General features: G+C 58.0%; 27 protein-coding genes and 1 pseudogene. 12 read left to right on the top strand and 16 right to left on the bottom strand.

Going from position 1 to position 25,639, the window contains the following annotated elements:
• Positions 1-163: 163 nt before the first annotated feature.
• Entirely contained in the window at positions 164-1,276 is a 1,113-nt protein-coding gene (locus HX812_RS08750) for a TIGR00730 family Rossman fold protein (RefSeq protein WP_038847865.1), read from the top strand.
• A 145-nt stretch (positions 1,277-1,421) separates the two neighbouring features.
• Here HX812_RS08750 and recX read toward each other — a convergent pair whose 3' ends face one another.
• The 11 genes and pseudogenes from recX to HX812_RS08695 form a co-directional block, all read right to left on the bottom strand.
• The gene (recX, locus tag HX812_RS08745) at positions 1,422-1,889 is read right to left on the bottom strand and encodes a recombination regulator RecX (protein WP_033899922.1); all 468 of its coding nucleotides are present in this window, start codon (positions 1,887-1,889) and stop codon (positions 1,422-1,424) included.
• A 2-nt stretch (positions 1,890-1,891) separates the two neighbouring features.
• The gene (gene recA, locus HX812_RS08740) at positions 1,892-2,950 is read right to left on the bottom strand and encodes a recombinase RecA (RefSeq protein ID WP_003189042.1); all 1,059 of its coding nucleotides are present in this window, start codon (positions 2,948-2,950) and stop codon (positions 1,892-1,894) included.
• Between the two features lie 84 nt (positions 2,951-3,034).
• Positions 3,035-3,535, bottom strand: coding sequence for a CinA family protein (locus HX812_RS08735; protein WP_033899920.1), 501 nt, complete (start codon positions 3,533-3,535; stop codon positions 3,035-3,037).
• Between the two features lie 81 nt (positions 3,536-3,616).
• A complete protein-coding gene (locus HX812_RS08730) occupies positions 3,617-4,078 on the bottom strand; it encodes a lysis system i-spanin subunit Rz (RefSeq protein WP_016977938.1) in 462 nt (153 codons plus the stop codon).
• Complete coding sequence (locus HX812_RS08725; protein WP_038847875.1) at positions 4,066-4,623, bottom strand: glycoside hydrolase family 19 protein; 558 nt, start codon at positions 4,621-4,623, stop codon at positions 4,066-4,068. Before HX812_RS08725 ends, HX812_RS08730 begins: the two co-directional genes overlap by 13 nt.
• A 57-nt stretch (positions 4,624-4,680) precedes the next feature.
• Positions 4,681-4,866, bottom strand: a pseudogene (locus tag HX812_RS08720) (MFS transporter); the annotation flags it as partial.
• A 388-nt stretch (positions 4,867-5,254) separates the two neighbouring features.
• Positions 5,255-6,217, bottom strand: a complete 963-nt coding sequence (locus HX812_RS08715) for a hypothetical protein (protein ID WP_038847861.1) — start codon at positions 6,215-6,217, stop codon at positions 5,255-5,257.
• A gap of 11 nt (positions 6,218-6,228) precedes the next feature.
• Positions 6,229-6,414: a Com family DNA-binding transcriptional regulator gene (locus HX812_RS08710; RefSeq protein WP_080642401.1), complete on the bottom strand. Its 186-nt coding sequence runs from the start codon at positions 6,412-6,414 to the stop codon at positions 6,229-6,231.
• The gene (locus tag HX812_RS08705; protein ID WP_038847860.1) at positions 6,408-6,965 is read right to left on the bottom strand and encodes a hypothetical protein; all 558 of its coding nucleotides are present in this window, start codon (positions 6,963-6,965) and stop codon (positions 6,408-6,410) included. The genes HX812_RS08710 and HX812_RS08705 overlap by 7 nt, the downstream gene beginning before the upstream one ends.
• Before the next feature lie 21 nt (positions 6,966-6,986).
• A complete protein-coding gene (locus HX812_RS08700) occupies positions 6,987-7,331 on the bottom strand; it encodes a phage holin family protein (protein WP_016977943.1) in 345 nt (114 codons plus the stop codon).
• A gap of 596 nt (positions 7,332-7,927) precedes the next feature.
• Positions 7,928-8,662, bottom strand: a complete 735-nt coding sequence (locus HX812_RS08695) for an XRE family transcriptional regulator (protein ID WP_016977944.1) — start codon at positions 8,660-8,662, stop codon at positions 7,928-7,930.
• A gap of 156 nt (positions 8,663-8,818) precedes the next feature.
• Here HX812_RS08695 and HX812_RS08690 point away from each other — a divergent pair, with 156 nt between their 5' ends.
• From HX812_RS08690 to fdxA, 4 genes are all read left to right on the top strand, one after another.
• Positions 8,819-9,574, top strand: a complete 756-nt coding sequence (locus HX812_RS08690) for a zeta toxin family protein (protein ID WP_235165469.1) — start codon at positions 8,819-8,821, stop codon at positions 9,572-9,574.
• Positions 9,574-9,741 (top strand): hypothetical protein, encoded by a 168-nt coding sequence (locus tag HX812_RS08685; protein ID WP_177128130.1) that lies wholly within the window; start codon positions 9,574-9,576, stop codon positions 9,739-9,741. The genes HX812_RS08690 and HX812_RS08685 overlap by 1 nt, the downstream gene beginning before the upstream one ends.
• Positions 9,742-9,979: 238 nt before the next feature.
• Positions 9,980-12,571, top strand: coding sequence for a DNA mismatch repair protein MutS (mutS, locus tag HX812_RS08680; RefSeq protein WP_038847859.1), 2,592 nt, complete (start codon positions 9,980-9,982; stop codon positions 12,569-12,571).
• Between the two features lie 142 nt (positions 12,572-12,713).
• Positions 12,714-13,037 carry a ferredoxin FdxA gene (fdxA, locus tag HX812_RS08675; RefSeq protein WP_033899812.1) on the top strand — a complete coding sequence of 108 codons (324 nt, stop codon included), beginning with the start codon at positions 12,714-12,716 and terminating at the stop codon, positions 13,035-13,037.
• Positions 13,038-13,529: 492 nt separating this feature from the next.
• Here fdxA and apbC read toward each other — a convergent pair whose 3' ends face one another.
• Entirely contained in the window at positions 13,530-14,624 is a 1,095-nt protein-coding gene (apbC, locus tag HX812_RS08670) for an iron-sulfur cluster carrier protein ApbC (protein WP_038847857.1), read from the bottom strand.
• 171 nt (positions 14,625-14,795) lie between these two features.
• Here apbC and metG point away from each other — a divergent pair, with 171 nt between their 5' ends.
• The 4 genes from metG to HX812_RS08650 all read left to right on the top strand — a co-directional run bounded on the left by metG (position 14,796) and on the right by HX812_RS08650 (position 18,903).
• Positions 14,796-16,847: a methionine--tRNA ligase gene (gene metG, locus HX812_RS08665; protein WP_038847855.1), complete on the top strand. Its 2,052-nt coding sequence runs from the start codon at positions 14,796-14,798 to the stop codon at positions 16,845-16,847.
• Positions 16,848-16,926: 79 nt separating this feature from the next.
• A complete protein-coding gene (gene rsxB, locus HX812_RS08660; protein ID WP_256353689.1) occupies positions 16,927-17,916 on the top strand; it encodes an electron transport complex subunit RsxB in 990 nt (329 codons plus the stop codon).
• A 58-nt stretch (positions 17,917-17,974) separates the two neighbouring features.
• Positions 17,975-18,613: an endonuclease III gene (gene nth / locus HX812_RS08655; protein ID WP_038847851.1), complete on the top strand. Its 639-nt coding sequence runs from the start codon at positions 17,975-17,977 to the stop codon at positions 18,611-18,613.
• Between the two features lie 107 nt (positions 18,614-18,720).
• Positions 18,721-18,903: a PA3496 family putative envelope integrity protein gene (locus tag HX812_RS08650; protein ID WP_038847849.1), complete on the top strand. Its 183-nt coding sequence runs from the start codon at positions 18,721-18,723 to the stop codon at positions 18,901-18,903.
• 84 nt (positions 18,904-18,987) lie between these two features.
• Here the strand turns inward: HX812_RS08650 and HX812_RS08645 are convergent, their stop codons facing one another.
• The 3 genes from HX812_RS08645 to HX812_RS08635 form a co-directional block, all read right to left on the bottom strand.
• Positions 18,988-19,620: a response regulator transcription factor gene (locus HX812_RS08645; RefSeq protein WP_010212736.1), complete on the bottom strand. Its 633-nt coding sequence runs from the start codon at positions 19,618-19,620 to the stop codon at positions 18,988-18,990.
• 625 nt (positions 19,621-20,245) lie between these two features.
• Positions 20,246-21,463, bottom strand: a complete 1,218-nt coding sequence (locus HX812_RS08640) for an argininosuccinate synthase (RefSeq protein WP_038847848.1) — start codon at positions 21,461-21,463, stop codon at positions 20,246-20,248.
• A gap of 129 nt (positions 21,464-21,592) precedes the next feature.
• Positions 21,593-22,501: an OmpA family protein gene (locus tag HX812_RS08635; protein WP_010212739.1), complete on the bottom strand. Its 909-nt coding sequence runs from the start codon at positions 22,499-22,501 to the stop codon at positions 21,593-21,595.
• A 156-nt stretch (positions 22,502-22,657) separates the two neighbouring features.
• On the opposite strand from HX812_RS08635, the gene pyrC reads away from it, so the two are divergent.
• Both pyrC and rnt read left to right on the top strand, forming a co-directional pair.
• A complete protein-coding gene (gene pyrC / locus HX812_RS08630; RefSeq protein ID WP_028619063.1) occupies positions 22,658-23,704 on the top strand; it encodes a dihydroorotase in 1,047 nt (348 codons plus the stop codon).
• Complete coding sequence (gene rnt / locus HX812_RS08625) at positions 23,701-24,372, top strand: ribonuclease T (protein ID WP_010212742.1); 672 nt, start codon at positions 23,701-23,703, stop codon at positions 24,370-24,372. Before pyrC ends, rnt begins: the two co-directional genes overlap by 4 nt.
• Before the next feature lie 65 nt (positions 24,373-24,437).
• On the opposite strand, the gene HX812_RS08620 is transcribed toward rnt, so the two are convergent.
• A complete protein-coding gene (locus HX812_RS08620) occupies positions 24,438-25,040 on the bottom strand; it encodes a peroxiredoxin (protein ID WP_003172097.1) in 603 nt (200 codons plus the stop codon).
• A gap of 243 nt (positions 25,041-25,283) precedes the next feature.
• On the opposite strand from HX812_RS08620, the gene HX812_RS08615 reads away from it, so the two are divergent.
• A complete protein-coding gene (locus HX812_RS08615; protein WP_010564137.1) occupies positions 25,284-25,502 on the top strand; it encodes a bacterioferritin-associated ferredoxin in 219 nt (72 codons plus the stop codon).
• Positions 25,503-25,639: the final 137 nt, after the last annotated feature.

Here is a 25,639-nt window from a genome sequence, read left to right as displayed (position 1 = left end):
GTTTTCCGGCCCATGATCAAGTCATCCCAACCGTTCATCCACAGCGCTTTTCATGCTGTTCTGTAACATTTTCAGGGCAAAAGAAGGTTGCCCCTACGGCGAACAGCGACACAAGCAGTGTCGTCGCCTGCGGCGAAGGTGCCCTGCAAGAAGGAGAAGTTGAATGCCTTACGAACCGAATGACCGCCTGCTCCGACACTTCGAAGAACACGGCACCGACCTCACCCAGCAGGTCGACGCACAACTCCAACTGATCGCCCCCAACAGCCCGAATATTCCCCTGTATCGCGACATGATCCTCACCGTGCTGCGCATGGCCCAGGACGACCGCAACCGCTGGAACGCCAAGATCACCCTGCAAGCCATCCGCGAATTGGACAATGCCTTCCGCGTGCTCGAACAGTTCAAGGGCCGCCGCAAGGTCACGGTGTTCGGCTCGGCTCGCACACCGATAGAAAGCCCGTTGTATGCACTGGCCCGCGAAGTCGGCGCGGCACTGGCACGTTCGGACCTGATGGTGATCACCGGCGGCGGCGGCGGCATCATGGCCGCCGCCCACGAAGGCGCGGGCCTGGAACACAGCCTGGGGTTCAACATCACCCTGCCGTTTGAACAGCATGCCAACCCGACCATCGATGGCACTGAGAACCTGCTGTCCTTCCACTTCTTCTTTACCCGCAAGCTGTTCTTCGTCAAGGAGGCCGATGCCTTGGTGCTGTGCCCGGGCGGTTTCGGCACCCTGGATGAAGCATTGGAAGTGCTGACCCTGATCCAGACCGGCAAGAGCCCACTGGTCCCGGTGGTGCTGCTGGACGCGCCGGGTGGTGGGTTCTGGCAAGGCGCCCTGGACTTTATCCGCAGCCAGTTGGAAGCCAACCGCTACATCCTGCCCACCGACCTCAAGCTGGTACGCCTGGTGTACAGCGCCGAAGAGGCTGTGGAAGAGATCAACCAGTTTTATGCCAACTTCCACTCCACCCGTTGGCTGAAACGCGAGTTTGTGGTGCGCATGAATCACCCGCTCAGTGAACGCGCATTGGCCCATTTGCAAGGCGAGTTCGCCAGCCTGCGACTGAGTGGAGAGTTCCAGCAGCTCTCGTATACCGGCGAGGAACATGATGAACCGAGGTTCAGCCATTTGACGCGGCTGGTGTTCAACTTCAACGGGCGCGATCAGGGCCGGCTGCGGGAGTTGGTGGACTACATCAATTCACCGGAGAACTGGGCACAGGCTCAGGGCAAGGCGCAGCAGCGAGTGGCGCCGGAGCCGGCGTGATTTTTTGAGGGCAAAAAAAAAGACCCACTATTTTCATAGTGGGTCTTTTTTGGTGGTGTATCAGGTGAAGCAATTGGGGCTGCTGCGCAGCCCAGCGGGAGCAAGCTCCCTCGCCACAACAGCTCGCTCACCTCTACAGCGGTGTTCAGTCGTCCATGTCTCGGCCGCTCAACAAGCGGCTGATCATTTCCATCGAAAACCCGCGATAGCTGAGGAATCGTCCCTGCTTCGCCCGTTCCTTGGCATCAATCGGCAGATGGCCAGAGAACTTGCGCCGCCAGGTGTCTTCCAACTGCGCCTGCCAACTGATCCCGCACTCGCGCAGGGCAAGGTCGATATCCGCTCGTTGCAGGCCTCGCTGGCTCAGCTCTTCGCGAATACGCGCCGGGCCATAACCCGAACGGGCTCGGTACGAGACAAAACTTTCTAGATAACGGGCTTCGGAAAGCAGCCCCTCTTCCGTCAAGCGGTCGAGGGCGCTTTCGATCATCTCGGGCTCTGCGCCGCGCTGACGCAATTTACGCGTCAGCTCGACTCGACCGTGCTCGCGGCGAGCGAGCAGGTCCATTGCAGTGCGCCGAACGGCGACGAGTGTATCCAATACAACTGTCATCGTTAGATGTCAGTGTCAGCTTCTTCCACTTCTTCAACCGGCTCGCGGTTGGCGGCAGCTTTCACGTCTGGAGCAGCAGTCAGCAGCTTGTCGCGAATCTGCTTTTCAAGCGTGGCGGCGATGTCCGGGTTGTCCGCCAGGAACTTGGCCGAGTTGGCCTTGCCTTGACCGATCTTGCTGCCGTTGTAGGCATACCAGGCACCGGATTTCTCGACGAAACCGTGCAGCACGCCCAGGTCGATCATCTCGCCGTTCAGGTAGATACCCTTGCCGTAGAGAATCTGGAACTCGGCCTGACGGAAAGGCGGGGCCACTTTGTTCTTCACGACTTTAACGCGGGTTTCGCTACCGACAACCTCGTCACCTTCTTTCACCGCGCCGGTACGACGGATGTCCAGACGGACCGAAGCGTAGAACTTCAGCGCGTTACCACCGGTGGTGGTTTCCGGGCTGCCGAACATCACGCCGATCTTCATACGGATCTGGTTGATGAAGATCACCAGGCAGTTGGCGTTCTTGATGTTACCGGTGATTTTACGCAGCGCCTGGGACATCAGACGGGCCTGCAGGCCCACGTGCATGTCACCCATTTCGCCTTCGATTTCAGCCTTGGGTACCAGGGCCGCCACGGAGTCGACCACGATCACGTCGATGGCGTTGGAGCGCACCAGCATGTCGGTGATTTCCAGGGCTTGCTCACCGGTGTCCGGCTGGGAAACCAGCAGGTCGTCGACGTTGACGCCCAGTTTGCCGGCGTATTCAGGGTCCAGGGCGTGCTCGGCGTCGACGAACGCACAGGTGGCGCCCATTTTCTGCGCCTGGGCAATCACCGACAAAGTCAGGGTAGTTTTACCGGAAGATTCAGGACCGTAGATTTCAACGATACGGCCTTTTGGCAGGCCGCCAATGCCGAGCGCGATGTCCAGACCCAGAGAGCCCGTGGAAATAGCCGGGATCGCCTGACGGTCATGATCGCCCATACGCATTACGGCACCCTTGCCGAATTGACGTTCGATCTGACCCAGGGCCGCAGCCAAGGCTTTCTTCTTGTTGTCGTCCATTAAAGTCCTCACGTAATCAATAAGGCCGGGGCGGCCAACACCTGTATAAGTAGACAGTATTGTTCCACAAAGATCGGAGATCGCCTACCCCTGATTTTCTATTTCTGCTGCAGCTCGTCGCAACAAGCCCTCTAGCGCGGCCTTTACCGTTTGTCGGCGGACCTCGTCGCGGTTGCCGGTGAAGTGCTCAAGCTCGGCCGTGACCTCCTCGCCGACGCCGAAAGCCAGCCATACCGTGCCCACGGGTTTGTCCGGCGAGCCGCCATCCGGTCCCGCTACACCACTGACCGCCACGGCAAAGCGCGCCAGGCTTTTTTCCTGTGCACCACGCACCATTGCCTCCACCACTTCCTGGCTGACGGCGCCGACTTTTGGAAACAACGTTTCCGGCACATTCAACTGGCGGGTCTTCTGGCGATTGGAATAGGTGACATACCCCGCCTCGAACCAGGCCGAACTTCCCGGAATCCGCGTAATGGCTTCCGCGATTCCGCCGCCGGTGCAGGACTCGGCGGTGGTGACGTGGGCGTTGAGCACCTGCAAACGGCGCCCCAGTTCAGCAGCCAGTTGAGTGATTTCCTTCACGGTCGTCTCCAGTCGTGGGCGGGGGTTCGCCTACCCTACAGGAGACAATCTCACACGCAAGTGACGGACTGTCTCAAGACACTAACGGGCGACGGCTCGCACATACGCCTGGCAGGCACGCAAGGCAATCAGGGCGCTGTCGCCGTCGTCGGTGATGCGGATAATTCGCTGAGCATGCGCTGGGTCAAGTCGGGCTCGCGGGGCTGCATGAACCACGCTGCCGGCGGCGGTGGCGGCTGGCATTGGGCAGCCACTGGAGGCGTCGAGAAGGACTGACAGCCGCACATCAGCAGTGGCAATGCGGTCACGCAAAGCTGCTTGAGTACGTTGGGCATCGCTCAACTCCCGGGCATGTTGTTGGTCGATGGCACTGAGCTGTTGCTCAAGGGCCAGCCGTCTGTCTTGCTCGGCCTGCTGTAGATGCAGGGCTTTCTGGGTCTGTGCGGCCGACAAGCGTTCAATCTGTGCCCCGTACCGCCACGCCTGCACCTGCCAGACAACGACCACCAGCACGCATACGCCAATCGCAACTAAGAAACGCATAAAACCACCTTCGCCCGCGCCCACAACTGCAAACGGTCCTCCAGGCCATTGAGCCCGCCGTTGATACGCCGGGTGATGGTGGTGAACTGGTCCTTGTCGGCGAGTTCATTCAAGCCATTGCTTTGCCAGAACCAGGCGGCGGATTCACAGGCCCATTGTGGTTGCTCCAGTAATTCGGGTTGTTGCAGCAAGCGATCATCGCCGAACAGCGCTTGGCTGCATGCCAGGTAGTTGCGGCGACCGGTGACCTGGATCAGCCCCCTGCCCCGGTACTTTTGGCCGTCGCCGTCCGCTTCAGGCGTATTGCCCAGGCGCGCGGCCAACGTACCGGTGTCGTACTTGCTCAAATAAGTATCGCTGCCGAGTTCGCGTACGTAGTGCAGTTCGCCGGATTCGTGGCCGATCTGCGCGAGAAAAGCGGCGGCGCGCAGCACGCTGTTGATTTCGTACCGAACAAAAGACGCATTCAACGCGGTTGAAAAAACTCCCGCCATACGGCTAGCGCCTGGAATGATTTGAATCAATTGAGGCTGCGTTATCACCACCACGGTCACCTTGAAAGCCCCCTAGGTAGACAAACCAACGTCCGTGTTAGAACTGCGATAGGCACTGACCATTCCAGCCAGGTGCAACGAACTCGCGCGCCCAGTGATTAAGAAGATCACCCAGGTACGCCAATTCGCCAGGTCGTCCTTGTGCCAACAACTGGCGATCACCGCCCCGACGAGGCCCGCAATCAATAATTCGAACCGGTCGATCTTGTCGAGCAGGCGCTGTAAATACTCCATGCGCTCGACTCCGTGGGGCATGACTTGAATTGGAACGGCCCCAGCAGCACTCCCAGCTCGGAGCAATGGGTGTGGTGGAGCCGAAAACGAAAAGGCCCCGATCATGTCGAGGCCCTGAATAGGTGCGCGGTCTTTCCCGCAGTCAGCCAAAGACCAGCCCAGCGTCGACGCCCCAATGCATCGATCTCGCCAATCCAGTCTCGCGCCACTCTGGAAGTCTGGTGTGAACAGAGCGCACGGGCGGCCGGTTTTTTTCCGTAGCGCTGCACTACCGGCTTATCAGCGTCCAGGCATCCCCCGAAGGGCCACCCTGGCTGTGGCGAGCCTGAATCAGAAATGAAAAAGCCCAGCGCGACGGCTGGGCTCTATTACGCAAGGAGACAGAAGATCATGGAATCCAGTAAGCAATCATGCCATCTGCACCAACAGCTATAAACTTGCCGTTGCCATAGGCGACGCTCCGGATATCGGCTCCTGCGAAAGTGTTGGCTTGCTGAACCCAACCGATCCCATCCTCGGAAACGGCTGTCTTGCCGCCGTCGCCGACAGCTACATACTTGCCATTACCGTAAGCAATGTCGCGGATGATGGTTCCACCGAAACTGGTATCTTCAACAGCAGTCCAGCTAAGCCCATCGGATGAATATGCCATCTTGCCATCCGCACCAACGATAAACATTTTCCCGTTGCAAAGCTTCATGGAAAGGATAGTGCTAGTGCCAAAGGTGCTGGTTCTGGGCGTGAATGTTTGCGGATTTTCCGTCGCCATCTTCACTGCGCTAAGCAGCTTCCCATTCGATCCCGCAACCAACACAAAACTGCCAATGACGTTGACGCAGTACACAGTCTCGCTAGAAGTGAAGGTCGTAGTGCGCTCCACCAGGCCTGACCAATCGCTATAACGGGAAAAGACTTTACCGTTAGACCCAACCAGTATCCAGGTGTAGCTGTTACCGGAAATTGGTTGATAAAACACAATGCCTTGCAAGTCTCCGGACGCGCGAACAGTTGCCGTAAGGTCTGTCCAAACCCTTTCAGGGCGTGCTGCGTCGCCGAAGATCAGATTGCCGGATTGAGAAAGGGCTTGAAGCGATACCCCAATACCGTTCCAGTACAGCTCGTTGAGGACCTTTGCGCTATCAGAGGTGACGGCGCCCTTAAGCTTGGTCCACGCTGTACCAGTTACGCCTCCGCTGACAACCTGAGTGGTTGTGTTAAGACCGTTACCACCAACCGCATAAAACTTGCCTTGCGCAAAAACCACGCGCCTAAGCATGCCAGTGTTATCCACCGGTTGTACTTGAGTCCAAAGATCTTGCAAGGTTTGAGACGCCGAGCTTGCGTTTTCCATTTTAAACTCCATTACTGAGCTGATTTAAGTTCAGGCCTCTGAATTGGGCGTATGGCGCTCATGGGCGATTGCTCGAGGCTCGCGGCCTTCACATGATTCAGCGTCCCACATCGGGAACATTTGATCTGGAGCTCTGTAAACCCACCCGTGCGGGCGAGAAGTCGGTTGCAGTTACCGCATCTGAATTCTTTCAACATCTGCAAAATCCTTTTACTGAACCACCTTTTCCGTGTGATTGATTAGGAAGCGGCGTTACATTCGCCGCCCTCTCACACCCACCTACATACAGGTCCGTAGACGGCGGCATGCCTGCGGGATCTTTGAGCAGAGACAGTCCGAGGTAGAAGTTCTGGGTGAAGGATACAATCCAAGTGTCATAGTCCGTTTCCGCGCTGGTGAGCACGGAAGGTGCCGCGACAATCGCGGTGGGCAGGTCACATTGATCGGGCGGCAGGCCCCAGCGGTTATCCAGGGCCAAATCCATCAGTCGGCTGGCCAGGTCGCAGGCGTCAAAGGGCGCCGAGCCACTGACGACCGTAGCCCTGAGTGAAACCGACAAGGCATGCGCCTTGCGCCCGGCAAGGGAGCGAACGCCCGGGCCATTGCGCTCCACGCTGATCAAAATGCCGGTTTTGTCGCCCGTGTCGGAGAGGTCATGGTGATTACCGACCCGTAGTTGTGGGAACGCGCGCTTCAGCACTTCGCCAATCGCCACAGGCAGCTGGGAAGGTTTTTCGAGAAGTGTCATCTGCTTGCATCCTTGCAGCGGTTACTGCTGATCCGGGCGAGAGGTTGGGGTCTCGTTGACCCCGATGCGCTTGGCCGCCCAGCGTTCATAAAGGCCGATGGCCACGTCCGCACCGGCCATGGCCGTCAGGCAGCCAATGGCGCCGGCGGTCCAGATCGACATGCCGGCGGCGTAGCACAGCATCAATGCCGATACCCCGCAGACCATGCATGCCCCAGACCTCAGCGCCAGGCGCCGGATCAGTGACCAACCGCGGGCGCCCTCCTTGTCGGCGCGCCACATTTCGCCGGATACACCGCCAATCAGCGCCAATACGATCACCAGCCAGATAGGCATTTCCGCTAACGCTTGCTGCTCGTTTGTCATGTCACGCCTCCTGGCTGAGCACTCCCGGCACAGGGCCGGTTCTTGGGTAAATCCATGGGTAGGTAGGCATTCCAAAAAGCCCGGTTGCCCGGGCTTTTCAGTAATGCGGTCCACTTTCGATCTTTCGGCGCTACTGGCGCGGTACGGATCTTTCCTCGATGTTTTTCCGACCACGATCCCTGTCTGCCGGATAACTGCTTCTGGTGCTTTACGCTGCACACCCGGGTCAGTTGCCAACCCTCTGAACCGTTAAGGCCGGTTCATCGCTGCCTGTTTGTTAAGCGGTGAAACTAAAGAGCGTCGGCTTCCTTGCCGGTGTTGCTGGCGTCCTTGCCATCGCTCGGATGGCGTCCTTGCCGGTGCTGCGTGACTTCCTTGTGTTGACTGGCAGCATCCTTGCCGCCTCCACCAGGCCTTGTTGGCTGGCTTGAGATGGAGAATATGCATGTATGCATATACAGTCAATGCACAAATGCATTTATTTTCCACAAGGTAATGCACGAATGCATTTTCGGGCTTGTAGGCTGCGGGTTGAGTGGTTTTTTACAGACGTAAAAAAACCCGCTCTTTGGCGGGCTTTGTCTTACAGAAGGAGGTTAACGGGCGTACATACCCCACCAAAACACATGACCCAGGATACTGATCTGCTCATCCTGGATATCCTGGAAGCTGTAGTCCTCATCCGGGTGCTCATCACGATTGAAACTGCGCAGGCGAATCCCGGAAGGCAGGCGGTAGAGCTGTTTAACCCGCAATTGGCCGTTGTGGTTGATGGCATACAAGTCACCATCGACGATATCACCAATGCCGCTTTTGCCCGCGTTCACCCCGACCGTCGCGCCATCACGCAGCACCGGCAACATGCTGTTGCCACGCACCGTCACACACTTGGCCTGGTCGAACTGCACACCGTTATGCCGCAGGCTGCGCTTGCCGAACCGCAGGCTGGCCTTCTCGCTTTCCTCGATGACGAATCTTCCTGATCCAGCAGCCAATTCAACCTCGCGCAGAAAGGGGATCGACACCTCGTCGTCATTCACGGGCGTGTCGTCGTCCCACAGGCTTATGTCCTTGAGTTCCGAATGCATCGGGTCGCGTCCATCTTCCCGCGAAACGCCCACCGCCACGCGCCCGCGCAGTTGGTCGGTGCTCACACGGAAATACTCGGCGATGCGGGAAATGTGCTTGTCCGACGGATCAACGATCTTGCCGCTGAGGATCCGGGACAGCGTGGATTGAGGCACGCCGGTACGCCGGTGAAGCTCCGTGGGGGAGATCCGGTCGCGGTCCAGCAGTTCACGTAAGACGATAGAAACGTTGCGTTTTTGCATAACGAGGATAGTGACGGGAGATTTTGGGGTTGGCAAATGCTAATTTGCATATCTTATGCGGGCGCTAATATGTGTTAGGTGAGGTTTCGGCCAGCTCTGAGGTTTTATCCGAGTGATAATCTTTGATACACCACTGAAACAAATGGGGATGTTTTGATGGAGCAGGCCGCATTTCACGACACTGACAAAATGACAGTCGCAGAGATCGAAATCTCAGAAGAAGCACTGCGATTTGCTCGCTCAAATAAAAAGTCAATTGCCAGACGCCTGACAGACAAAGCGATCTATCCGTCGGAAGAGTCGCCAGTGTCTGTATTCATGGCAGGATCACCGGGCGCAGGAAAAACTGAGGCCTCAGTCGCTCTTATAAACCTGTTCGCTGACACCCCTATTTTACGAATCGATCCCGATGAACTTCGCAACGAGTTTGCCACTTATAACGGAGCAAATTCCTGGCTTTTCCAACGAGGAGTGTCGATTCTGGTCGAAAAAATGATCGACCATGCTCTCGACCAACGACAGTCCTTTCTTCTCGATGGCACGTTTTCGAATCTTACGGTCGCCAAAAGAAATGTCGAACGCTCGTTGAAAAAGGGAAGATTCGTACAGATATTGTATGTGTATCAAAACCCCATGCTTGCATGGGAGTTCGTGAAGGCCCGTGAGGAGGCCGAGGGCAGAAGAATTCGTAAAGAGCATTTCATCGAGCAATACTTTGCCGCGCGTGACGTAGTGAATGCCCTTAAGCTAGAGTACGGGAGCAGCGTTCACGTGGATTTGCTCATCAAACACATCGACAACTCTGGACGTCTCTACAAAGCGGGTGTCGATAAGATTGACTACCATATCCCTGAGCAGCATACGTGGGCCGATCTCGAGGCCAAGCTCAGGCCACCATCAGGAGCACATTGATGATTTCGATCAAGCTTGGCTTGTCCAAAGGTGTGAAAAGCTCCTTTGCCGACTTTATTCGTGACGCAAAATCCGATCAGAAAAAGCGCGTTTACACTGAAGTTCTCACCGAAGCGACCAAGCAACAAAACCTTGTAATAATGAAGGCCCAGGCAAAGCGCGCCTGATTGCATCAAAACCGCGTTCTGAAGCCCGGCCTGGCGCCGGGCTTTTTATTGGGCAAATTTAACCTGCGAGTACGGGAGCGGTGCCTTGAACTGAGATGTCGCCACGTTTACGTTTTACCTTCTCCATTTGCGACCTGCGCCCCCCGAACTCGCGTGTTAACCTTGCCGCCATTGCAATAAATGCTGGGCCAAGCGCGCCCTTTGCCCCATCACTTTCAACGAATTTGCCTACGACCCAATGAGTAAAAACACGTCCGATCTGTCCTCCCACACTCCAATGATGCAGCAGTACTGGCGACTCAAGAACCAGCACCCTGATCAGTTGATGTTCTACCGCATGGGCGACTTCTACGAGATCTTCTACGAAGACGCGAAGAAAGCCGCCAAGCTGCTGGACATCACCCTGACCGCGCGCGGGCAGTCGGCGGGGCAGTCGATTCCAATGTGTGGGATTCCTTACCATTCGTTGGAAGGCTACCTGGTCAAGCTGGTGAAGCTGGGCGAGTCGGTGGTGATCTGTGAGCAGATCGGCGACCCGGCCACCAGCAAGGGGCCGGTGGAACGTCAGGTGGTGCGCATTATTACGCCGGGGACGGTGAGTGATGAGGCGCTGCTGGATGAGCGTCGCGACAACCTGATTGCAGCAGTGTTGGGCGATGAGCGTCTGTTTGGCCTGTCGGTGCTGGATATCACCAGCGGCAACTTCAGCGTGCTGGAGATCAAAGGCTGGGAGAACCTGCTGGCCGAGTTGGAGCGCATCAACCCGGTTGAGCTGTTGATCCCGGACGATTGGCCGAAAGATCTGCCGGCGGAAAAACGCCGTGGGGCCAAGCGTCGCGCACCGTGGGATTTTGAGCGTGACTCGGCGTTGAAAAGTCTGTGCCAACAGTTCTCGGTGCAAGACCTTAAAGGCTTCGGCTGCGAAACCCTGACCCTGGCCATCGGCGCCGCCGGTTGCTTGCTGGGCTATGCCAAGGAAACCCAGCGCACCGCCCTGCCGCATTTGCGCAGCCTACGCCATGAGCGTCTGGACGATACCGTGGTGCTCGATGGCGCGAGCCGTCGCAATCTGGAATTGGACACCAACCTGGCCGGTGGCCGCGATAACACTCTGCAATCGGTGGTCGACCGTTGCCAGACCGCCATGGGCAGCCGCTTGCTGACCCGCTGGCTGAACCGCCCGTTGCGCGACTTGAACGTGCTGCAGGCGCGTCAGACTTCTATTACTTGCCTGCTGGACGGCTATCGCTTTGAAAAGCTGCAGCCACAACTGAAGGAAATCGGCGATATCGAGCGCATCCTGGCGCGGATCGGCCTGCGTAATGCGCGGCCGCGTGACTTGGCGCGCCTGCGTGACGCCCTCGGTGCCTTGCCACAATTGCAAGCAGCGATGACCGAACTGGATACACCGCACCTGCAACAGCTCGCGGTTACCGCCGGTACTTATCCGGAACTGGCGGCACTGCTGGAAAAAGCCATCATCGACAACCCGCCGGCAATCATCCGTGACGGCGGCGTCTTGAAGACCGGTTACGACAGCGAGTTGGACGAACTCCAAGCCCTGAGCGAAAACGCCGGGCAGTTCCTGATTGACCTGGAAGCCCGCGAAAAAGCCCGTACCGGCCTGGCCAACCTGAAAGTCGGCTACAACCGTGTGCACGGCTACTTCATCGAGTTGCCGAGCAAGCAGGCCGAGTCGGCCCCCATCGACTATCAACGTCGCCAGACACTGAAAGGCGCCGAACGGTTTATCACCCCAGAGCTGAAAGAATTCGAAGACAAGGCACTGTCGGCCAAGAGCCGTGCCTTGGCTCGGGAAAAGATGCTCTACGAGAACCTGCTGGAAGACCTGATCAGCCAGTTGGCACCGCTGCAGGACACCGCCGCCGCCCTGGCCGAGCTGGATGTGCTGAGCAACCTGGCCGAGCGCGCGCTGAACCTTGACCTGAACTGCCCGCGTTTTGTCAGCGAGCCGTGCATGCGCATCGTGCAAGGTCGCCACCCGGTCGTAGAACAGGTGTTGACCACGCCGTTCGTCGCCAACGACCTGTCGCTGGACGACGATACCCGCATGCTGGTGATCACCGGTCCGAACATGGGCGGTAAATCCACCTACATGCGTCAGACCGCTTTGATTGTGCTGTTGGCGCACATCGGCAGCTTTGTGCCGGCGGCCAGTTGCGAGCTGTCCTTGGTGGATCGCATTTTCACCCGGATCGGCTCCAGCGATGACCTGGCCGGTGGCCGTTCGACCTTTATGGTGGAAATGAGCGAGACCGCCAACATCTTGCACAATGCCACTGAACGCAGCCTGGTGCTGATGGACGAAGTGGGTCGCGGCACCAGCACTTTCGACGGGCTATCCCTGGCCTGGGCGGCGGCCGAGCGTCTGGCGCATCTGCGTGCCTATACGCTGTTTGCCACCCACTATTTCGAGCTGACCGTACTGCCGGAAAGCGAACCGCTGGTGGCCAACGTGCACCTGAACGCCACCGAGCATAACGAGCGTATCGTGTTCCTGCACCACGTGCTGCCGGGGCCGGCCAGCCAGAGTTACGGCCTGGCCGTGGCCCAACTGGCCGGTGTGCCGAATGACGTGATCACCCGCGCCCGCGAACACCTCAGCCGCCTGGAAACCACGGCCCTGCCCCATGAAACCGTGGTCGCCAGCCCAGCCAAAGCCTCCAGCAAACCGGCCGCGCCGCATCAGAGTGATATGTTCGCCAGCCTGCCCCACCCGGTGCTGGATGAGTTGGCAAAGCTTGACCTGGATGACTTGACGCCGCGAAAAGCGCTCGAAATGTTATATGCACTGAAGACTCGGATATAACGCTGAGGCTTGCAAGCTGGTAGACTCTCGCGCGGTTTGGGATGCTGCAGGCTATTAGCCTGGCCTGCAGACTATCGCTCCCGAACCTCGCGAGCCCTGCCACAAAGGGTTTCGCTGCCGCCGCCTGAGGAGAAAATTAGAAATGACCTTCGTCGTCACCGACAACTGCATCAAGTGCAAGTACACCGACTGCGTGGAAGTATGTCCGGTGGACTGCTTCTACGAAGGCCCGAACTTCCTGGTCATCCACCCGGACGAGTGCATTGATTGCGCCCTGTGTGAACCTGAATGCCCGGCCGTCGCTATTTTCTCCGAGGATGAAGTCCCGGCAGGTATGGAGCAGTTCATTCAGCTGAACGTCGAGCTGGCTGAAATCTGGCCGAATATCACTGAGCGCAAAGACCCGATGCCGGATGCTGCGGAATGGGATGGCAAGACGGGTAAAATTGCTGACCTCGAACGCTGATAGCGTCGCGTCCAAAAAGGCCCCTTGCGGGCCTTTTTGCGTTTCTGGAAGGTGGGTGTCACTTTCCTACAGGCAAAAAAAAGGGGCGGTATGACCCGCCCACATTTTTTCCCTAGTCCCTGTATTCCTTTTCATCATCCTGATGAATCGCATCCTGCGATATTCCCTTAACCATCATTCCTTGATGGTTGTGTCAATCCGTGGACACAGGGCTGATGTTAGAGAGTTCCAAAGGAAGTTCAACGGGAGCCGTTTCTGCGGCTGACAGGCTGTGACGTTCAACAGACAATAATTAATTGTTATTTTTCAATAAGATGGAAAGCTCTTTCAACCAACCGGGATGGACTTGGCGGGTAAAAAACCCAAACGCTTACGAAAAAGTAAGCGAATGCTTACACGACCAATTGCGTAAATGAGAAATAAACCCGCCTTGACCACCGTCCAGATATGAAAAAGCCCCGACAACGTCGAGGCTTTTTCCCTTCAATGCCCTCAGTCGTCGCTGACGGTGATGGTCGGCATCACTGGCGCAGCGGCTTCTTGCAGCACGATACGTGCACCCACATGGCGGGCAAGCTCCTGATAGACCATGGCGATCTGGCCATCAGGGTCCGCCGCAACCGTCGGCTTGCCGCCGTCAGCCTGTTCACGAATGACCATCGACAGTGGCAATGAGGCCAGCAGTTCCACCCCATATTGGGTGGCCAGTTTCTCGCCACCGCCTTCGCCGAACAGGTGCTCCGCGTGGCCGCAATTGGAGCAGATGTGCACCGCCATGTTCTCCACCACGCCCAGCACCGGGATATTGACCTTGCGGAACATTTCCACGCCTTTTCTCGCGTCGAGCAACGCCAGGTCCTGGGGCGTGGTGACGATCACCGAGCCAGCCACCGGGACTTTCTGCGCCAGGGTCAGCTGGATATCGCCCGTGCCTGGTGGCATGTCGATCACCAGGTAGTCCAAATCGCCCCAGGCGGTCTGGGTGACCAGTTGCAGCAAGGCGCCGGAGACCATTGGCCCGCGCCAGACCATCGGCGTGTTGTCATCGGTCAGGAAGGCCATGGACATCACTTCCACGCCCAAGGACTCAATTGGCACGAACCACTTCTGGTCCTTGACCTTCGGCCGTGTGCCCTCGGCGATGCCGAACATCACGCCTTGGCTCGGGCCGTAGATGTCCGCATCAAGGATGCCCACGCGCGCACCTTCGCGGGCCAGGGCCAGGGCCAGGTTGGCCGCCGTGGTGGATTTGCCCACGCCGCCCTTGCCGGAGGCCACGGCCACCACGTTCTTGACGTTGGACAGGCCCGGGATCTGCGCCTGGGCCTTGTGCGCGGCGATCACACACTGGATGTCGACCTTGGCCGAACGCACGCCGTCGAGGCCTTCAATGGCCATCTGCAGCATCTGCGCCCAACCGCTCTTGAACAGGCCGGCGGCGTAACCCAGTTCCAATTGAACCGACACCTGGTCGCCCTGGACGTCGATGGCACGCACACAGCCGGCACTGACCGGGTCCTGGTTCAAATAAGGGTCGGTGTACTGGCGAAGCACGGCTTCCACCGCTGCGCGATTGACGGCGCTCATGGGCTACTCCCGAAAAAGACTGACTGAAACAGGCGGCTATCCTAACCGTTCCAGCGGCGTTACGGCATGCTTTCGCAGGTTCGGAAGATTCTGAAACAGCGCCACGGGGTGAAATATATTTCCCGGCGCTTTATAGTGGCCGACCTCCGTTTCATCAAGTAGCCGAGCCCCATGTCCGAGCCACGCAAGATCCTCGTCACCAGCGCCCTGCCCTATGCCAATGGTTCCATCCATCTTGGCCATATGCTTGAGTACATCCAGACCGATATGTGGGTGCGCTTCCAGAAGCATCGCGGCAATCAATGCATTTATGTCTGCGCGGACGACGCCCATGGTTCGGCCATCATGTTGCGCGCCGAAAAGGAAGGGATCACCCCGGAACAACTGATCGCCAACGTGCAGGCTGAACACAGCGCCGACTTTGCCGAGTTCCTGGTGGACTTCGATAACTTCCACTCGACCCACTCCGAAGAAAACCGTGAGCTGTCGAGCCAGATCTACCTGCGCTTGAAAGAAGCCGGGCATATCGACCAGCGTTCGGTGACCCAGTATTTCGACCCGGAAAAGAAAATGTTCCTGGCCGACCGCTTCATCAAGGGCACCTGCCCGAAATGCGGCACCGAAGACCAGTACGGCGACAACTGCGAAAAATGCGGTGCGACCTATGCGCCCACCGAGCTGAAGAACCCTAAGTCGGCAATCTCTGGCGCCACCCCGGTGCTCAAGGATTCCCAGCACTTCTTCTTCAAGCTCCCGGATTTCCAGCAGATGCTGCAAACCTGGACCCGCAGCGGCACCCTGCAGGACGCCGTGGCCAACAAACTCTCCGAATGGCTCGACAGCGGCCTGCAGCAGTGGGACATCTCCCGCGATGCGCCGTACTTCGGCTTCGAGATCCCAGGCGAGCCGGGCAAATATTTCTACGTGTGGCTGGATGCTCCAATCGGCTACATGGCCAGCTTCAAGAACCTGTGCGACCGCACGCCGGAGCTGGACTTCGACACGTTCTGGAACAAGGACTCCACCGCCGAGCTGTACCACTTCATCGGCAAGGACATCGTCAACTTCCACGCGCTGTTCTGGCCGGCCATGCTTGAGGGGTCGGGCTACCGCAAGCCCACCGCCATTGCCGTGCACGGCTACCTGACGGTCAATGGCCAGAAGATGTCCAAGTCCCGTGGCACCTTCATCAAGGCGCGCACCTACCTGGATCACTTGTCGCCGGAATACCTGCGTTACTACTACGCCTCCAAGCTGGGCCGTGGCGTCGATGACCTGGACCTGAACCTGGAAGACTTCGTACAGAAGGTCAACTCGGACCTGGTCGGCAAGGTTGTCAACATTGCCAGCCGTTGTGCCGGGTTTATCCACAAGGGCAATGCGGGCCTGCTGGTGGCCGAGAACGCTGCGCCGGATCTGACTGAAGCGTTCCTGGCCGCTGCGCCTAGCATCGCCGATGCCTATGAAGCGCGCGACTTTGCCCGCGCCATGCGCGAGATCATGGGCCTGGCCGACCGTGCCAACGCCTGGATCGCCGACAAGGCACCGTGGTCGCTGAACAAACAGGAAGGCAAGCAGGCGGAAGTGCAGGCGATCTGCGCCACGGGCGTCAACCTGTTCCGCCAACTGGTGATCTTCCTCAAACCGGTGCTGCCTCTGCTGGCCGCCGACGCCGAGGCGTTCCTCAATGTGGCGCCGCTGACCTGGAACGATCACACCACCTTGCTCAGCAACCATCAGTTGAACGAGTTCAAGCCGCTGATGACCCGTATCGACCCGGTGAAAGTTCAGGCCATGACCGACGCTTCGAAAGAAGACCTGGTTGCCAGCCAGACCGATACCGGTTCGGCTGCGCCCGCGGGCAACGGTGAGTTGGCCAAAGATCCGATCTCTGCGGAAATCGACTTTGATGCTTTCGCCGCTGTGGACCTGCGTGTCGCGCTGATCGTCAAGGCCGAAGCCGTGGAGGGTGCCGACAAGCTGCTGCGCCTGACCCTGGACCTCGGCGGCGAGCAACGCAACGTGTTCTCCGGCATCAAGAGCGCTTATCCGGACCCGTCCAAGCTTGATGGTCGCCTGACCATGATGATCGCCAACCTCAAGCCTCGGAAAATGAAGTTCGGCATCTCCGAGGGCATGGTGATGGCAGCCGGCCCTGGCGGGGAAGAGATCTACCTGCTCAGCCCTGACAGCGGTGCCAAGCCGGGCCAACGTATCAAGTAAGCCTGTAAGACAGCCCTGTCGTTTCGGCGGCAGGGCTTTTCAGCTAGTCCCCTCTTTTCGCTTGCCGGATAATCAGCTTCTGTTTGTTAACCGGCATCCCCATGATCACCCCATGAACCTCATTCAACGTATCGACGCGCTGCTGCCGCAGACCCAATGCGGCAAATGCGGGCATCCAGGCTGCAAGCCTTACGCTGAGGGTATTGCTCAGGGCGAAGCGATCAACAAGTGCCCGCCTGGTGGACAAGAAACCATTGCTGGCCTTGCGCAATTGTTGCGCGTGCCGGTGCTGGAACTGGATATCAGCCGAGGGGAAGCCCCGGCCCAGATTGCCTATATCCGCGAAGCCGAGTGCATCGGTTGCACCAAGTGCATCCAGGCCTGCCCGGTGGACGCCATTGTCGGCGCAGCCAAGCTGATGCACACGGTCATTGTCGATGAGTGCACCGGTTGCGACCTCTGCGTCGCGCCCTGCCCCGTTGATTGCATAGAAATGCGCCCGACAGCCACGGTATTGCCGATTGTGGGTGGCCTGGCCACCAATGATCAGCAACGCCATGAACGCCACCTCAAGCGCGACCGGGCAAGGCGGCGTTATGAGCAACGCAACGCGCGGCTGCAACGAGAGGAAGCGCAAAAAGTCGCCGAACGCCAGGCTCGGGCCAAACGCTCAGTGCCGGTTTTACCCGTGCAAGCCGATGCAGCACAGGATGGCGCGATCAAGAAAGCCAAAATCACGGTCGCCATGAGCCGAGCCCAACTGCATAAATCCTTGAAGGCCTTCGGTCACCCGCCAACCTTTGAACAACAATCGCAGTTGATCGTCTTGCAGCAGCAGTTCGAAGCGGCAGAACAAGCGCTGACGACGTTAGAGCTGGGCACCGCGCCGAAGACAATGGCAGCAACCGGTAATACTGCCGACCTGAAACGCGCCAAAATCCAGCTGGCGATGCGCCGCGCAGCGTTGAAGAAAGCCCAGGACTTGAACGCCAACCCGCAGCAACTGGCCGAGGCGCAGCACAACCTCGACGAGGCGCAGCGCCAAGTGGATGCCCACGGCAACGCCTGACCCGCAAAGCCTGTATTGCTACAATCCCGCCGATCGACTGCCAGGAAAACCCCACCCCATGAACGCCGCAAAACGCCTGGAAATTTTCCGCAGGCTCCACGAAGACAATCCAGAACCCAAGACCGAACTGGCCTACACCACGCCGTTCGAGTTGCTGATTGCGGTGATCCTGTCGGCCCAATCCACGGACGTCGGCGTGAACAAGGCCACGGCCAAGCTGTACCCCGTGGCGAATACGCCAGAGGCGATCTATGCCCTGGGTGTGGAGGGGTTGTCGGAATACATCAAGACCATCGGCCTGTACAACAGCAAGGCCAAGAACGTCATCGAAACCTGCCGCCTGCTGGTGGAACTGCACGGCAGTGAAGTGCCGCAGACCCGCGAAGCCCTGGAGGCCTTGCCAGGCGTTGGCCGCAAAACCGCCAACGTGGTACTCAACACCGCGTTCCGGCAACTGACCATGGCCGTGGACACCCACATCTTCCGGGTCAGCAATCGAACCGGCATCGCCCGTGGCAAGAACGTGGTGGAAGTGGAAAAGCAACTGATGAAGTTCGTGCCCAAGCCGTATCTGCTGGATTCGCACCACTGGCTCATCCTTCATGGCCGCTACGTTTGCCAGGCCCGCAAGCCGCGCTGCGGCAGCTGTCGCATCGAAGACCTTTGCGAATACAAGGACAAGACCTCCGACGATTAAGGGATCATTGGTTTTCTCGATCAGTCGATTGAAAAAATCTTTTTTACCGGATCATGGATTATCGTTATAAGGAGCGCCAACGGCAGTCTTAGCCCGGAGTGAACCTTATGAGCACTGGCAAAGAGCAACTGGAAGTGGAAGACGACCTCGTTGAGTCGGATGACGAGGGCGCGCAGACACCTGTGGCAGAGGTCGCCAAGACCAATTTGAGCAAACGCCGCACTATCGACAATCTACTGGAAGAACGACGCTTGCAAAAACAGCTGGCCGATTACGACTTCGATCTCTGATCGAGCGATCGACAGCCGGAAGCCTCCTTCAGGGAGGCTTTTTTCTGCCGGTGACCCAGGCAATACGCTGTGCTATGCCCTCCTCTAAACCAAGCCGTTACGCTGGGCCAGTTCGATCAGGTCCACCAGCGAACGCGCATTGAGCTTGAGCAGCAAACGCGTCTTATAGGTGCTGACGGTCTTGTTACTGAGGAACATGCCGTCGGCGATCTCCTTGTTGGTCCTGCCCCGTGCCAACTGCTGCAATACCATCATTTCCCGCCCGGACAGGCGCTCGACCATATCGGCTTCGCTGGCATTGCCCATGGTGGAGCGTACCGAGTTGAGCGCCTGGTTGGGGAAATAGCTGTAGCCGGACAAGACCGCCTTGATAGCACTCAACAGCTCGGTGAGGTCCTGTTGCTTGCACACGTAGCCGGCAGCCCCCGCTTGCATGCAACGCATGGAAAAATGACCCGGGGCCTGGGACGTCAGCACCAGCACCTTGAAGGGCGCAGGTTGCTTGGTAGAAGACAACCGGCAAATAACTTCCAGGCCATCAAGTTTGGGTATCCCGATATCCAGTATCACAATGTCCGGCATATGCTCCCGTGCAAGTTGCAATGCATCGACACCGTTATCGGTCTCGGCAACGACCTCATAACCATGACGTTCCATTAGCATACGCACAGCAAGACGAATGACGGGATGATCATCCACGATCAGCACTTTATTCATAAGAAAGTCCAATTTCGCTGTTCGAATTATTTAGAGCAAGCACAATAGCCTAGTCGTTTCCTAGTTGGCATAGCGTTACCCCCCAAGCAACAGCAAGCAGAGACCCACCCCACAGCGATAAAGGAATTGCCCTACAAAAAAACGCCCTCTCGGAGGGATCTGATTTTGTGGATGCTTTCAGACCTTTCCTGGGACTTACATACTTTGAGTGAAATATCCGTGGCTTATAGGGGGTTGGGTAAACGTGCCGCACATGACTCTCAGGAAATGCCCCTTGCCTCTCGCCTGCTGCTGGGGAAAACGGCCAGAACGATCCGTCTGCTTTAGTTCCATTTAACATATTCACTTACATCCTTAATTCCTACAGACGATTCGGTGATTCGTATCTTCTCCGCACTTACATGAGTGAATTATCTGTAAGACCAGTTCCTACATAGATGTAAAAAATTCATTCCCCCTACAAACTTTCAACAACAATTCATTCAAACCTCATTTCTGATAAAGATTTTGAGGAAAAACATCCACAGCCGTTTAATCGTTATAAACATCTAAAGTCTCTACACAATCACAGGACAAAAAAAATGGCCCCTTGAACAAGGGGCCATTCTTCACAACAGGCTGAGACTTAGAACAGCGAGCGACCTTTGTTGGCGGCAATGCGCATGCGCAATGCGTTCAACTTGATAAAGCCTGCCGCGTCTGCCTGGTTGTACGCACCGCCGTCTTCTTCGAAGGTGGCGATGTTGGCGTCGAACAGCGACTCATCGGACTTGCGACCGGTCACGATCACGTTGCCCTTGTACAGCTTCAGGCGCACAACGCCGTTCACGTGGGCCTGGGAAGCGTCGATCATCTGCTGCAGCATCAGACGCTCAGGGCTCCACCAGTAGCCGGTGTAGATCAGGCTGGCGTACTTGGGCATCAGCTCGTCTTTGAGGTGAGCCACTTCGCGGTCCAGGGTGATCGATTCGATCGCGCGGTGGGCGCGCAGCATGATGGTGCCACCAGGGGTTTCGTAGCAGCCACGGGACTTCATGCCCACGTAACGGTTCTCGACGATGTCGAGACGGCCGATCCCGTGTTCGCCACCGATACGGTTCAGGGTCGCCAGCACGGTGGCCGGGGTCATTTCGACGCCGTCCAGCGCGACGATGTCGCCGTTGCGGTAGGTCAGTTCCAGGTATTGCGGCTTGTCGGGAGCGTTCTCCGGGGAGACGGTCCACTTCCACATGTCTTCTTCGTGCTCGGTCCAGGTGTCTTCCAGCACGCCGCCTTCATAGGAGATGTGCAGCAAGTTGGCGTCCATCGAATACGGGGACTTTTTCTTGCCGTGGCGCTCGATCGGGATTGCGTGCTTTTCAGCGTAATCCATCAGCTTTTCACGGGACAGCAGGTCCCATTCACGCCAAGGGGCAATCACTTTCACGCCTGGCTTGAGGGCGTAGGCACCCAGCTCGAAACGCACCTGGTCGTTGCCTTTGCCGGTGGCGCCATGGGAAATGGCGTCGGCGCCGGTTTCGTTGGCGATTTCGATCAGGCGCTTGGCGATCAGCGGACGTGCGATGGAGGTACCCAGCAGGTACTCGCCTTCGTAGACGGTGTTGGCGCGAAACATCGGGAAAACGAAATCGCGGACGAACTCTTCGCGCAGGTCGTCAATGTAGATCTCTTTCACGCCCATGGCTTGCGCCTTGGCACGTGCAGGTTCGACCTCTTCGCCCTGACCCAGGTCAGCGGTGAAGGTCACCACTTCACAGTTATAAGTATCCTGCAGCCACTTGAGGATCACCGAAGTGTCCAGGCCGCCGGAATACGCGAGAACGACCTTGTTTACGTCGGCCATGCCATCACTCCACGGGGTTGTACGGAAAGGCGTCGATTCTACCGACCAAAACCGCGAATTTACAGGGGCGCGACAGCAAATGAAGATAAAGCGACAGATTATGTCGAACGGGCGACCGATGGTCGCACCTCAGGACGTGTGCGCGGCGTTGCTTGGGCCAGTGGCCTGAGGCGCCGGTTTCTCGGGGGCTGCGACGCGTTCAAGCTGGATATTCACGCGACGGTTGCGCGCCCGGTTGGCCGCATTGGTGTTGGGCGCCAGTGGGTAGCTTTCGCCGTGGAAACGCAGGGTGATCTGCGATTCCGGGATCCCGTTGGCTTTGAAGTAGTCCATGACCGCCAAGCCGCGACGACGCGAGACGTCGCGATTGGTCAGGCGGTTGCCGCTGTTGTCCGAATGGCCATTCAACTCGATATGGTTGACGGTGGGGTCGGCTTTCATGAACGCGAGAATCACGTCGAGTTTCTTCTTGGCGGCCGCGTCCAGCTCGATTCCGCCGCCGGGGAAGCCAACTTCGGTCTGTTTGACCTGGTCGTAATTCATCGGCAACAGCTTGGCGGTGCATAGCTGGTAATCGTTGTAGGCCTTGTTGAATTTGACCGGCAGCAGACGGATCTCCGAATAGCCGCCTTCGCGCCCATAGTGCCGCACGGTGGGGCTACGCCCTTCCAGCAAGCCATTGAACAGACGCCCGGCCTGGGCCTGGGAGCTGTTGAACAACACATCGCCACTGCCGGCACGCACGGCGCCGAGGTTGATATCCCCTCGGCCCGGCTGCCACGGTGCAGCGGCGGCCAGCAAGGTGGCAGAACCGGCGCCCAGTGAGCCGTTGTAGGCCTTCAGACGAAACGTCGCCTGCTCGCCGGCCCGGCGCACGAACTCACCCGAACCGAAATCGGTGATCGGCTGGGTCAGGCGGCACTCGAATTGGTCGCCTTCCACCTTCCACTCAATATTCTCCAGACGTGTCTGGAACGTGAGGGCCATCGCAGGCAGGCTGGCGAACACACTGAGCAGGGCTAGATATTGCTGGCGCACGGGAGGCTCCACTGGTTTCTACAACACTTCAAAGCGTCATACATCGATAAGGCATACCCAAGGCTATCGGTTGCATCCTGCAAAACTTGATAGCGAGTGCCTGATAGAGTCTTTTCCGGTAGCATTCCCACCAGATTGACCCGCCTGGAATCCCCAATGTCCGACCGCCTGACCCTGCTGCGTCCCGACGACTGGCATATTCATCTTCGCGATGGTGCTGCGTTACCCCACACCGTGGCCGATGTCGCGCGCACGTTTGGCCGCGCCATCATCATGCCTAACCTGGTACCTCCGGTGCGTAATGCCGAGCAAGCCGATGCCTATCGCCAGCGTATCCTCGCTGCACGACCGGCCGGCAGCCGCTTCGAACCGTTGATGGTGCTCTACCTCACCGACCGCACCCAGCCCGAAGAGATTCGTGAGGCCAAAGCCAGCGGTTTCGTGCACGCGGCCAAGCTGTACCCGGCCGGCGCGACCACCAACTCCGATTCCGGCGTGACCAGTATCGACAAGATCCTGCCGGCCATCGAAGCCATGGCCGAAGTCGGCATGCCACTGTTGATCCACGGCGAAGTCACCCGTGGCGACGTGGACGTGTTCGATCGCGAGAAAATCTTCATCGACGAGCATATGCGCCGCGTGGTCGAGCTGTTCCCGACCCTCAAGGTGGTATTCGAGCACATCACCACCGCCGATGCCGTGCAGTTCGTCAGCGAGGCCTCGGCCAACGTTGGCGCGACGATCACCGCGCATCACTTGCTGTACAACCGCAACCACATGCTGGTGGGCGGGATTCGGCCACACTTCTATTGCCTGCCGATCCTCAAGCGCAACACCCACCAGGTGGCCTTGCTGGATGCGGCGACCAGCGGCAATCCGAAGTTCTTCCTCGGCACCGACTCGGCGCCCCACGCCCAGCATGCCAAAGAAGCGGCGTGCGGCTGTGCCGGTTGCTACACCGCCTATGCGGCGATTGAGCTGTACGCCGAAGCGTTCGAACAGCGCAACGCCCTGGACAAGCTTGAAGGTTTTGCCAGCCTCAACGGCCCGCGGTTCTACGGCCTGCCGGCGAATACCGACCGCATCACCCTGGTCCGTGAAGACTGGACCGCCCCTGCCAGCCTGCCGTTTGGCGAGCTGACTGTTATCCCGCTGCGCGCCGGTGAAACACTGCGCTGGCGCCTGCTGGAGGAAAGCAAGTGAGTGAAGACCATTACGACGACGAACACGAGCACAGTGGTGGCGGCTCCCGTCACCCGATGGCCGAGCGGTTCCGCGGCTATCTGCCGGTTGTCATCGACGTAGAAACCGGCGGTTTCAATTGCGCCACCGACGCGTTGCTGGAAATCGCCGCAACGACGATTGGCATGGATGAGCAGGGTTTTGTGTTCCCGGAACACACCCACTTCTTCCGCGTCGAGCCGTTTGAAGGCGCGAATATCGAAGCCGCCGCTTTGGAATTCACGGGCATCAAGCTTGATCACCCACTGCGCATGGCGGTGAGTGAAGAAGCGGCGCTGACCGATATCTTCCGTGGTGTGCGCAAGGCGTTGAAGGCCAATGGCTGCAAACGCGCGATCCTGGTCGGCCACAACAGCAGTTTCGACCTGGGCTTTCTCAACGCCGCCGTGGCGCGGTTGGACATGAAGCGCAACCCGTTCCACCCTTTCTCCAGCTTCGACACGGCCACCCTCGCAGGCCTGGCGTATGGCCAGACCGTGTTGGCGAAAGCCTGCCAGGCCGCCGGTATCGATTTTGACGGCCGTGAGGCTCACTCGGCTCGCTACGACACCGAGAAGACTGCCGAGCTGTTCTGCGGCATCGTCAACCGCTGGAAAGACATGGGCGGCTGGGAAGACTTCAATGATTGAGGTCATATCCCGCGCATAAAAAAACCGGCCTTCTCAGGCCGGTTTTTTTGTACCTCGAACCTGGCTTACAGCTTGCCAGCGTTCTCGGTCAGGTAAGCCGCAACGCCTTCTGGCGAAGCGTTCATGCCTTTATCGCCTTTTTTCCAGTTGGCTGGGCAGACTTCGCCGTGCTCTTCGTGGAATTGCAGGGCGTCGACCAGGCGGATCAGCTCTTCCATGTTACGACCCAGTGGCAGGTCGTTGATGATCTGGGAGCGGACAACGCCCTTGTCGTCGATCAGGAACGCGCCACGGAACGCCACGCCGCCTTCGGACTCAACGTCGTAGGCCTTGGCGATGTCGTGCTTCATGTCGGCAGCCATGGTGTATTTGACTTTGCCGATGCCGCCATCATTGATGGCAGTGTTGCGCCAGGCGTTGTGGGTGAAATGGGAGTCGATGGAAACAGCTACCACTTCAACGTTGCGCGCCTTGAAATCGTCCATGCGGTGGTCCAGAGCGATCAGCTCCGAAGGGCAGACGAAGGTGAAGTCCAGCGGGTAGAAGAACACCAGGCCGTATTTGCCTTTGATGGCTTCAGACAGTTTGAAGCTGTCTACGATTTCGCCATTGCCGAGGACGGCTGGGACGTCGAAATCCGGGGCTTGTTTGCCGACGAGTACGCTCATTGGGTATCTCCTGATGTAGGGGTGACGATTGAAGTAAAAGGACCGGCCCGAGTCTGCCGCATTCAAGCGACAGCCCTGTGACGCAGTCACGCTTCGTGAAGACCGACCATCATACACTGAAAAAACCGTTCGTCAGTGCGGGCGCGGTGCCAGCAAATACCCTACGAATCTACTTTGACAATCATTCTCGTTAACATTAAGATCCATCGCACTTAAGCCTTAAACCCGCGACGGTTCTCCCTTATGTATGTGTGCCTCTGTACTGGCGTCACCGACGGACAAATCCGCGAAGCAATCTATGAAGGTTGCTGCAGCTACAAGGAAGTGCGTGAAACCACCGGCGTTGCCAGCCAGTGCGGTAAATGTGCTTGCCTCGCCAAGCAAGTGGTTCGGGAAACCCTGACGCAGCTGCAGACAGCCCAGGCCGCGCTCCCCTATTCAGCAGAATTTACACACGCCTGATTGGCGTGTTTTAAAGAACCGGACTAAGTGTCCGGTTTTTTTATGCCCGTAATTCAATAAGTTAGCGCTAAGACGCGGAACACAAACATTCTTATTCCGATTAATTTTCATTTATTATTCAATAACTTAGGTTTGAC

Source organism: Pseudomonas sp. IPO3749 (genome assembly GCF_013386605.1).
GTDB lineage: Bacteria > Pseudomonadota > Gammaproteobacteria > Pseudomonadales > Pseudomonadaceae > Aquipseudomonas > Aquipseudomonas azotoformans_A.
This window is presented reverse-complemented; position numbering and strand designations above follow the sequence as displayed.

Bases quoted from the DNA above. Each gene is read 5' to 3' on its own strand.
- HX812_RS08705 (WP_038847860.1), bottom strand. From the start codon at position 6,965: ATGACACTTCTCGAAAAACCTTCCCAGCTGCCTGTGGCGATTGGCGAA.
- metG (WP_038847855.1), top strand. From the start codon at position 14,796: ATGTCCGAGCCACGCAAGATCCTCGTCACCAGCGCCCTGCCCTATGCC.
- HX812_RS08690 (WP_235165469.1), top strand. From the start codon at position 8,819: ATGGAGCAGGCCGCATTTCACGACACTGACAAAATGACAGTCGCAGAG.
- recA (WP_003189042.1), bottom strand. From the start codon at position 2,950: ATGGACGACAACAAGAAGAAAGCCTTGGCTGCGGCCCTGGGTCAGATC.
- HX812_RS08695 (WP_016977944.1), bottom strand. From the start codon at position 8,662: ATGCAAAAACGCAACGTTTCTATCGTCTTACGTGAACTGCTGGACCGC.
- fdxA (WP_033899812.1), top strand. From the start codon at position 12,714: ATGACCTTCGTCGTCACCGACAACTGCATCAAGTGCAAGTACACCGAC.
- HX812_RS08650 (WP_038847849.1), top strand. From the start codon at position 18,721: ATGAGCACTGGCAAAGAGCAACTGGAAGTGGAAGACGACCTCGTTGAG.
- pyrC (WP_028619063.1), top strand. From the start codon at position 22,658: ATGTCCGACCGCCTGACCCTGCTGCGTCCCGACGACTGGCATATTCAT.
- recX (WP_033899922.1), bottom strand. From the start codon at position 1,889: ATGACAGTTGTATTGGATACACTCGTCGCCGTTCGGCGCACTGCAATG.
- HX812_RS08730 (WP_016977938.1), bottom strand. From the start codon at position 4,078: ATGCGTTTCTTAGTTGCGATTGGCGTATGCGTGCTGGTGGTCGTTGTC.
- HX812_RS08645 (WP_010212736.1), bottom strand. From the start codon at position 19,620: ATGAATAAAGTGCTGATCGTGGATGATCATCCCGTCATTCGTCTTGCT.
- HX812_RS08640 (WP_038847848.1), bottom strand. From the start codon at position 21,463: ATGGCCGACGTAAACAAGGTCGTTCTCGCGTATTCCGGCGGCCTGGAC.
- mutS (WP_038847859.1), top strand. From the start codon at position 9,980: ATGAGTAAAAACACGTCCGATCTGTCCTCCCACACTCCAATGATGCAG.
- HX812_RS08615 (WP_010564137.1), top strand. From the start codon at position 25,284: ATGTATGTGTGCCTCTGTACTGGCGTCACCGACGGACAAATCCGCGAA.
- HX812_RS08685 (WP_177128130.1), top strand. From the start codon at position 9,574: ATGATTTCGATCAAGCTTGGCTTGTCCAAAGGTGTGAAAAGCTCCTTT.
- apbC (WP_038847857.1), bottom strand. From the start codon at position 14,624: ATGAGCGCCGTCAATCGCGCAGCGGTGGAAGCCGTGCTTCGCCAGTAC.
- HX812_RS08620 (WP_003172097.1), bottom strand. From the start codon at position 25,040: ATGAGCGTACTCGTCGGCAAACAAGCCCCGGATTTCGACGTCCCAGCC.
- HX812_RS08715 (WP_038847861.1), bottom strand. From the start codon at position 6,217: ATGGAAAACGCAAGCTCGGCGTCTCAAACCTTGCAAGATCTTTGGACT.
- HX812_RS08700 (WP_016977943.1), bottom strand. From the start codon at position 7,331: ATGACAAACGAGCAGCAAGCGTTAGCGGAAATGCCTATCTGGCTGGTG.
- HX812_RS08750 (WP_038847865.1), top strand. From the start codon at position 164: ATGCCTTACGAACCGAATGACCGCCTGCTCCGACACTTCGAAGAACAC.
- HX812_RS08710 (WP_080642401.1), bottom strand. From the start codon at position 6,414: ATGTTGAAAGAATTCAGATGCGGTAACTGCAACCGACTTCTCGCCCGC.
- nth (WP_038847851.1), top strand. From the start codon at position 17,975: ATGAACGCCGCAAAACGCCTGGAAATTTTCCGCAGGCTCCACGAAGAC.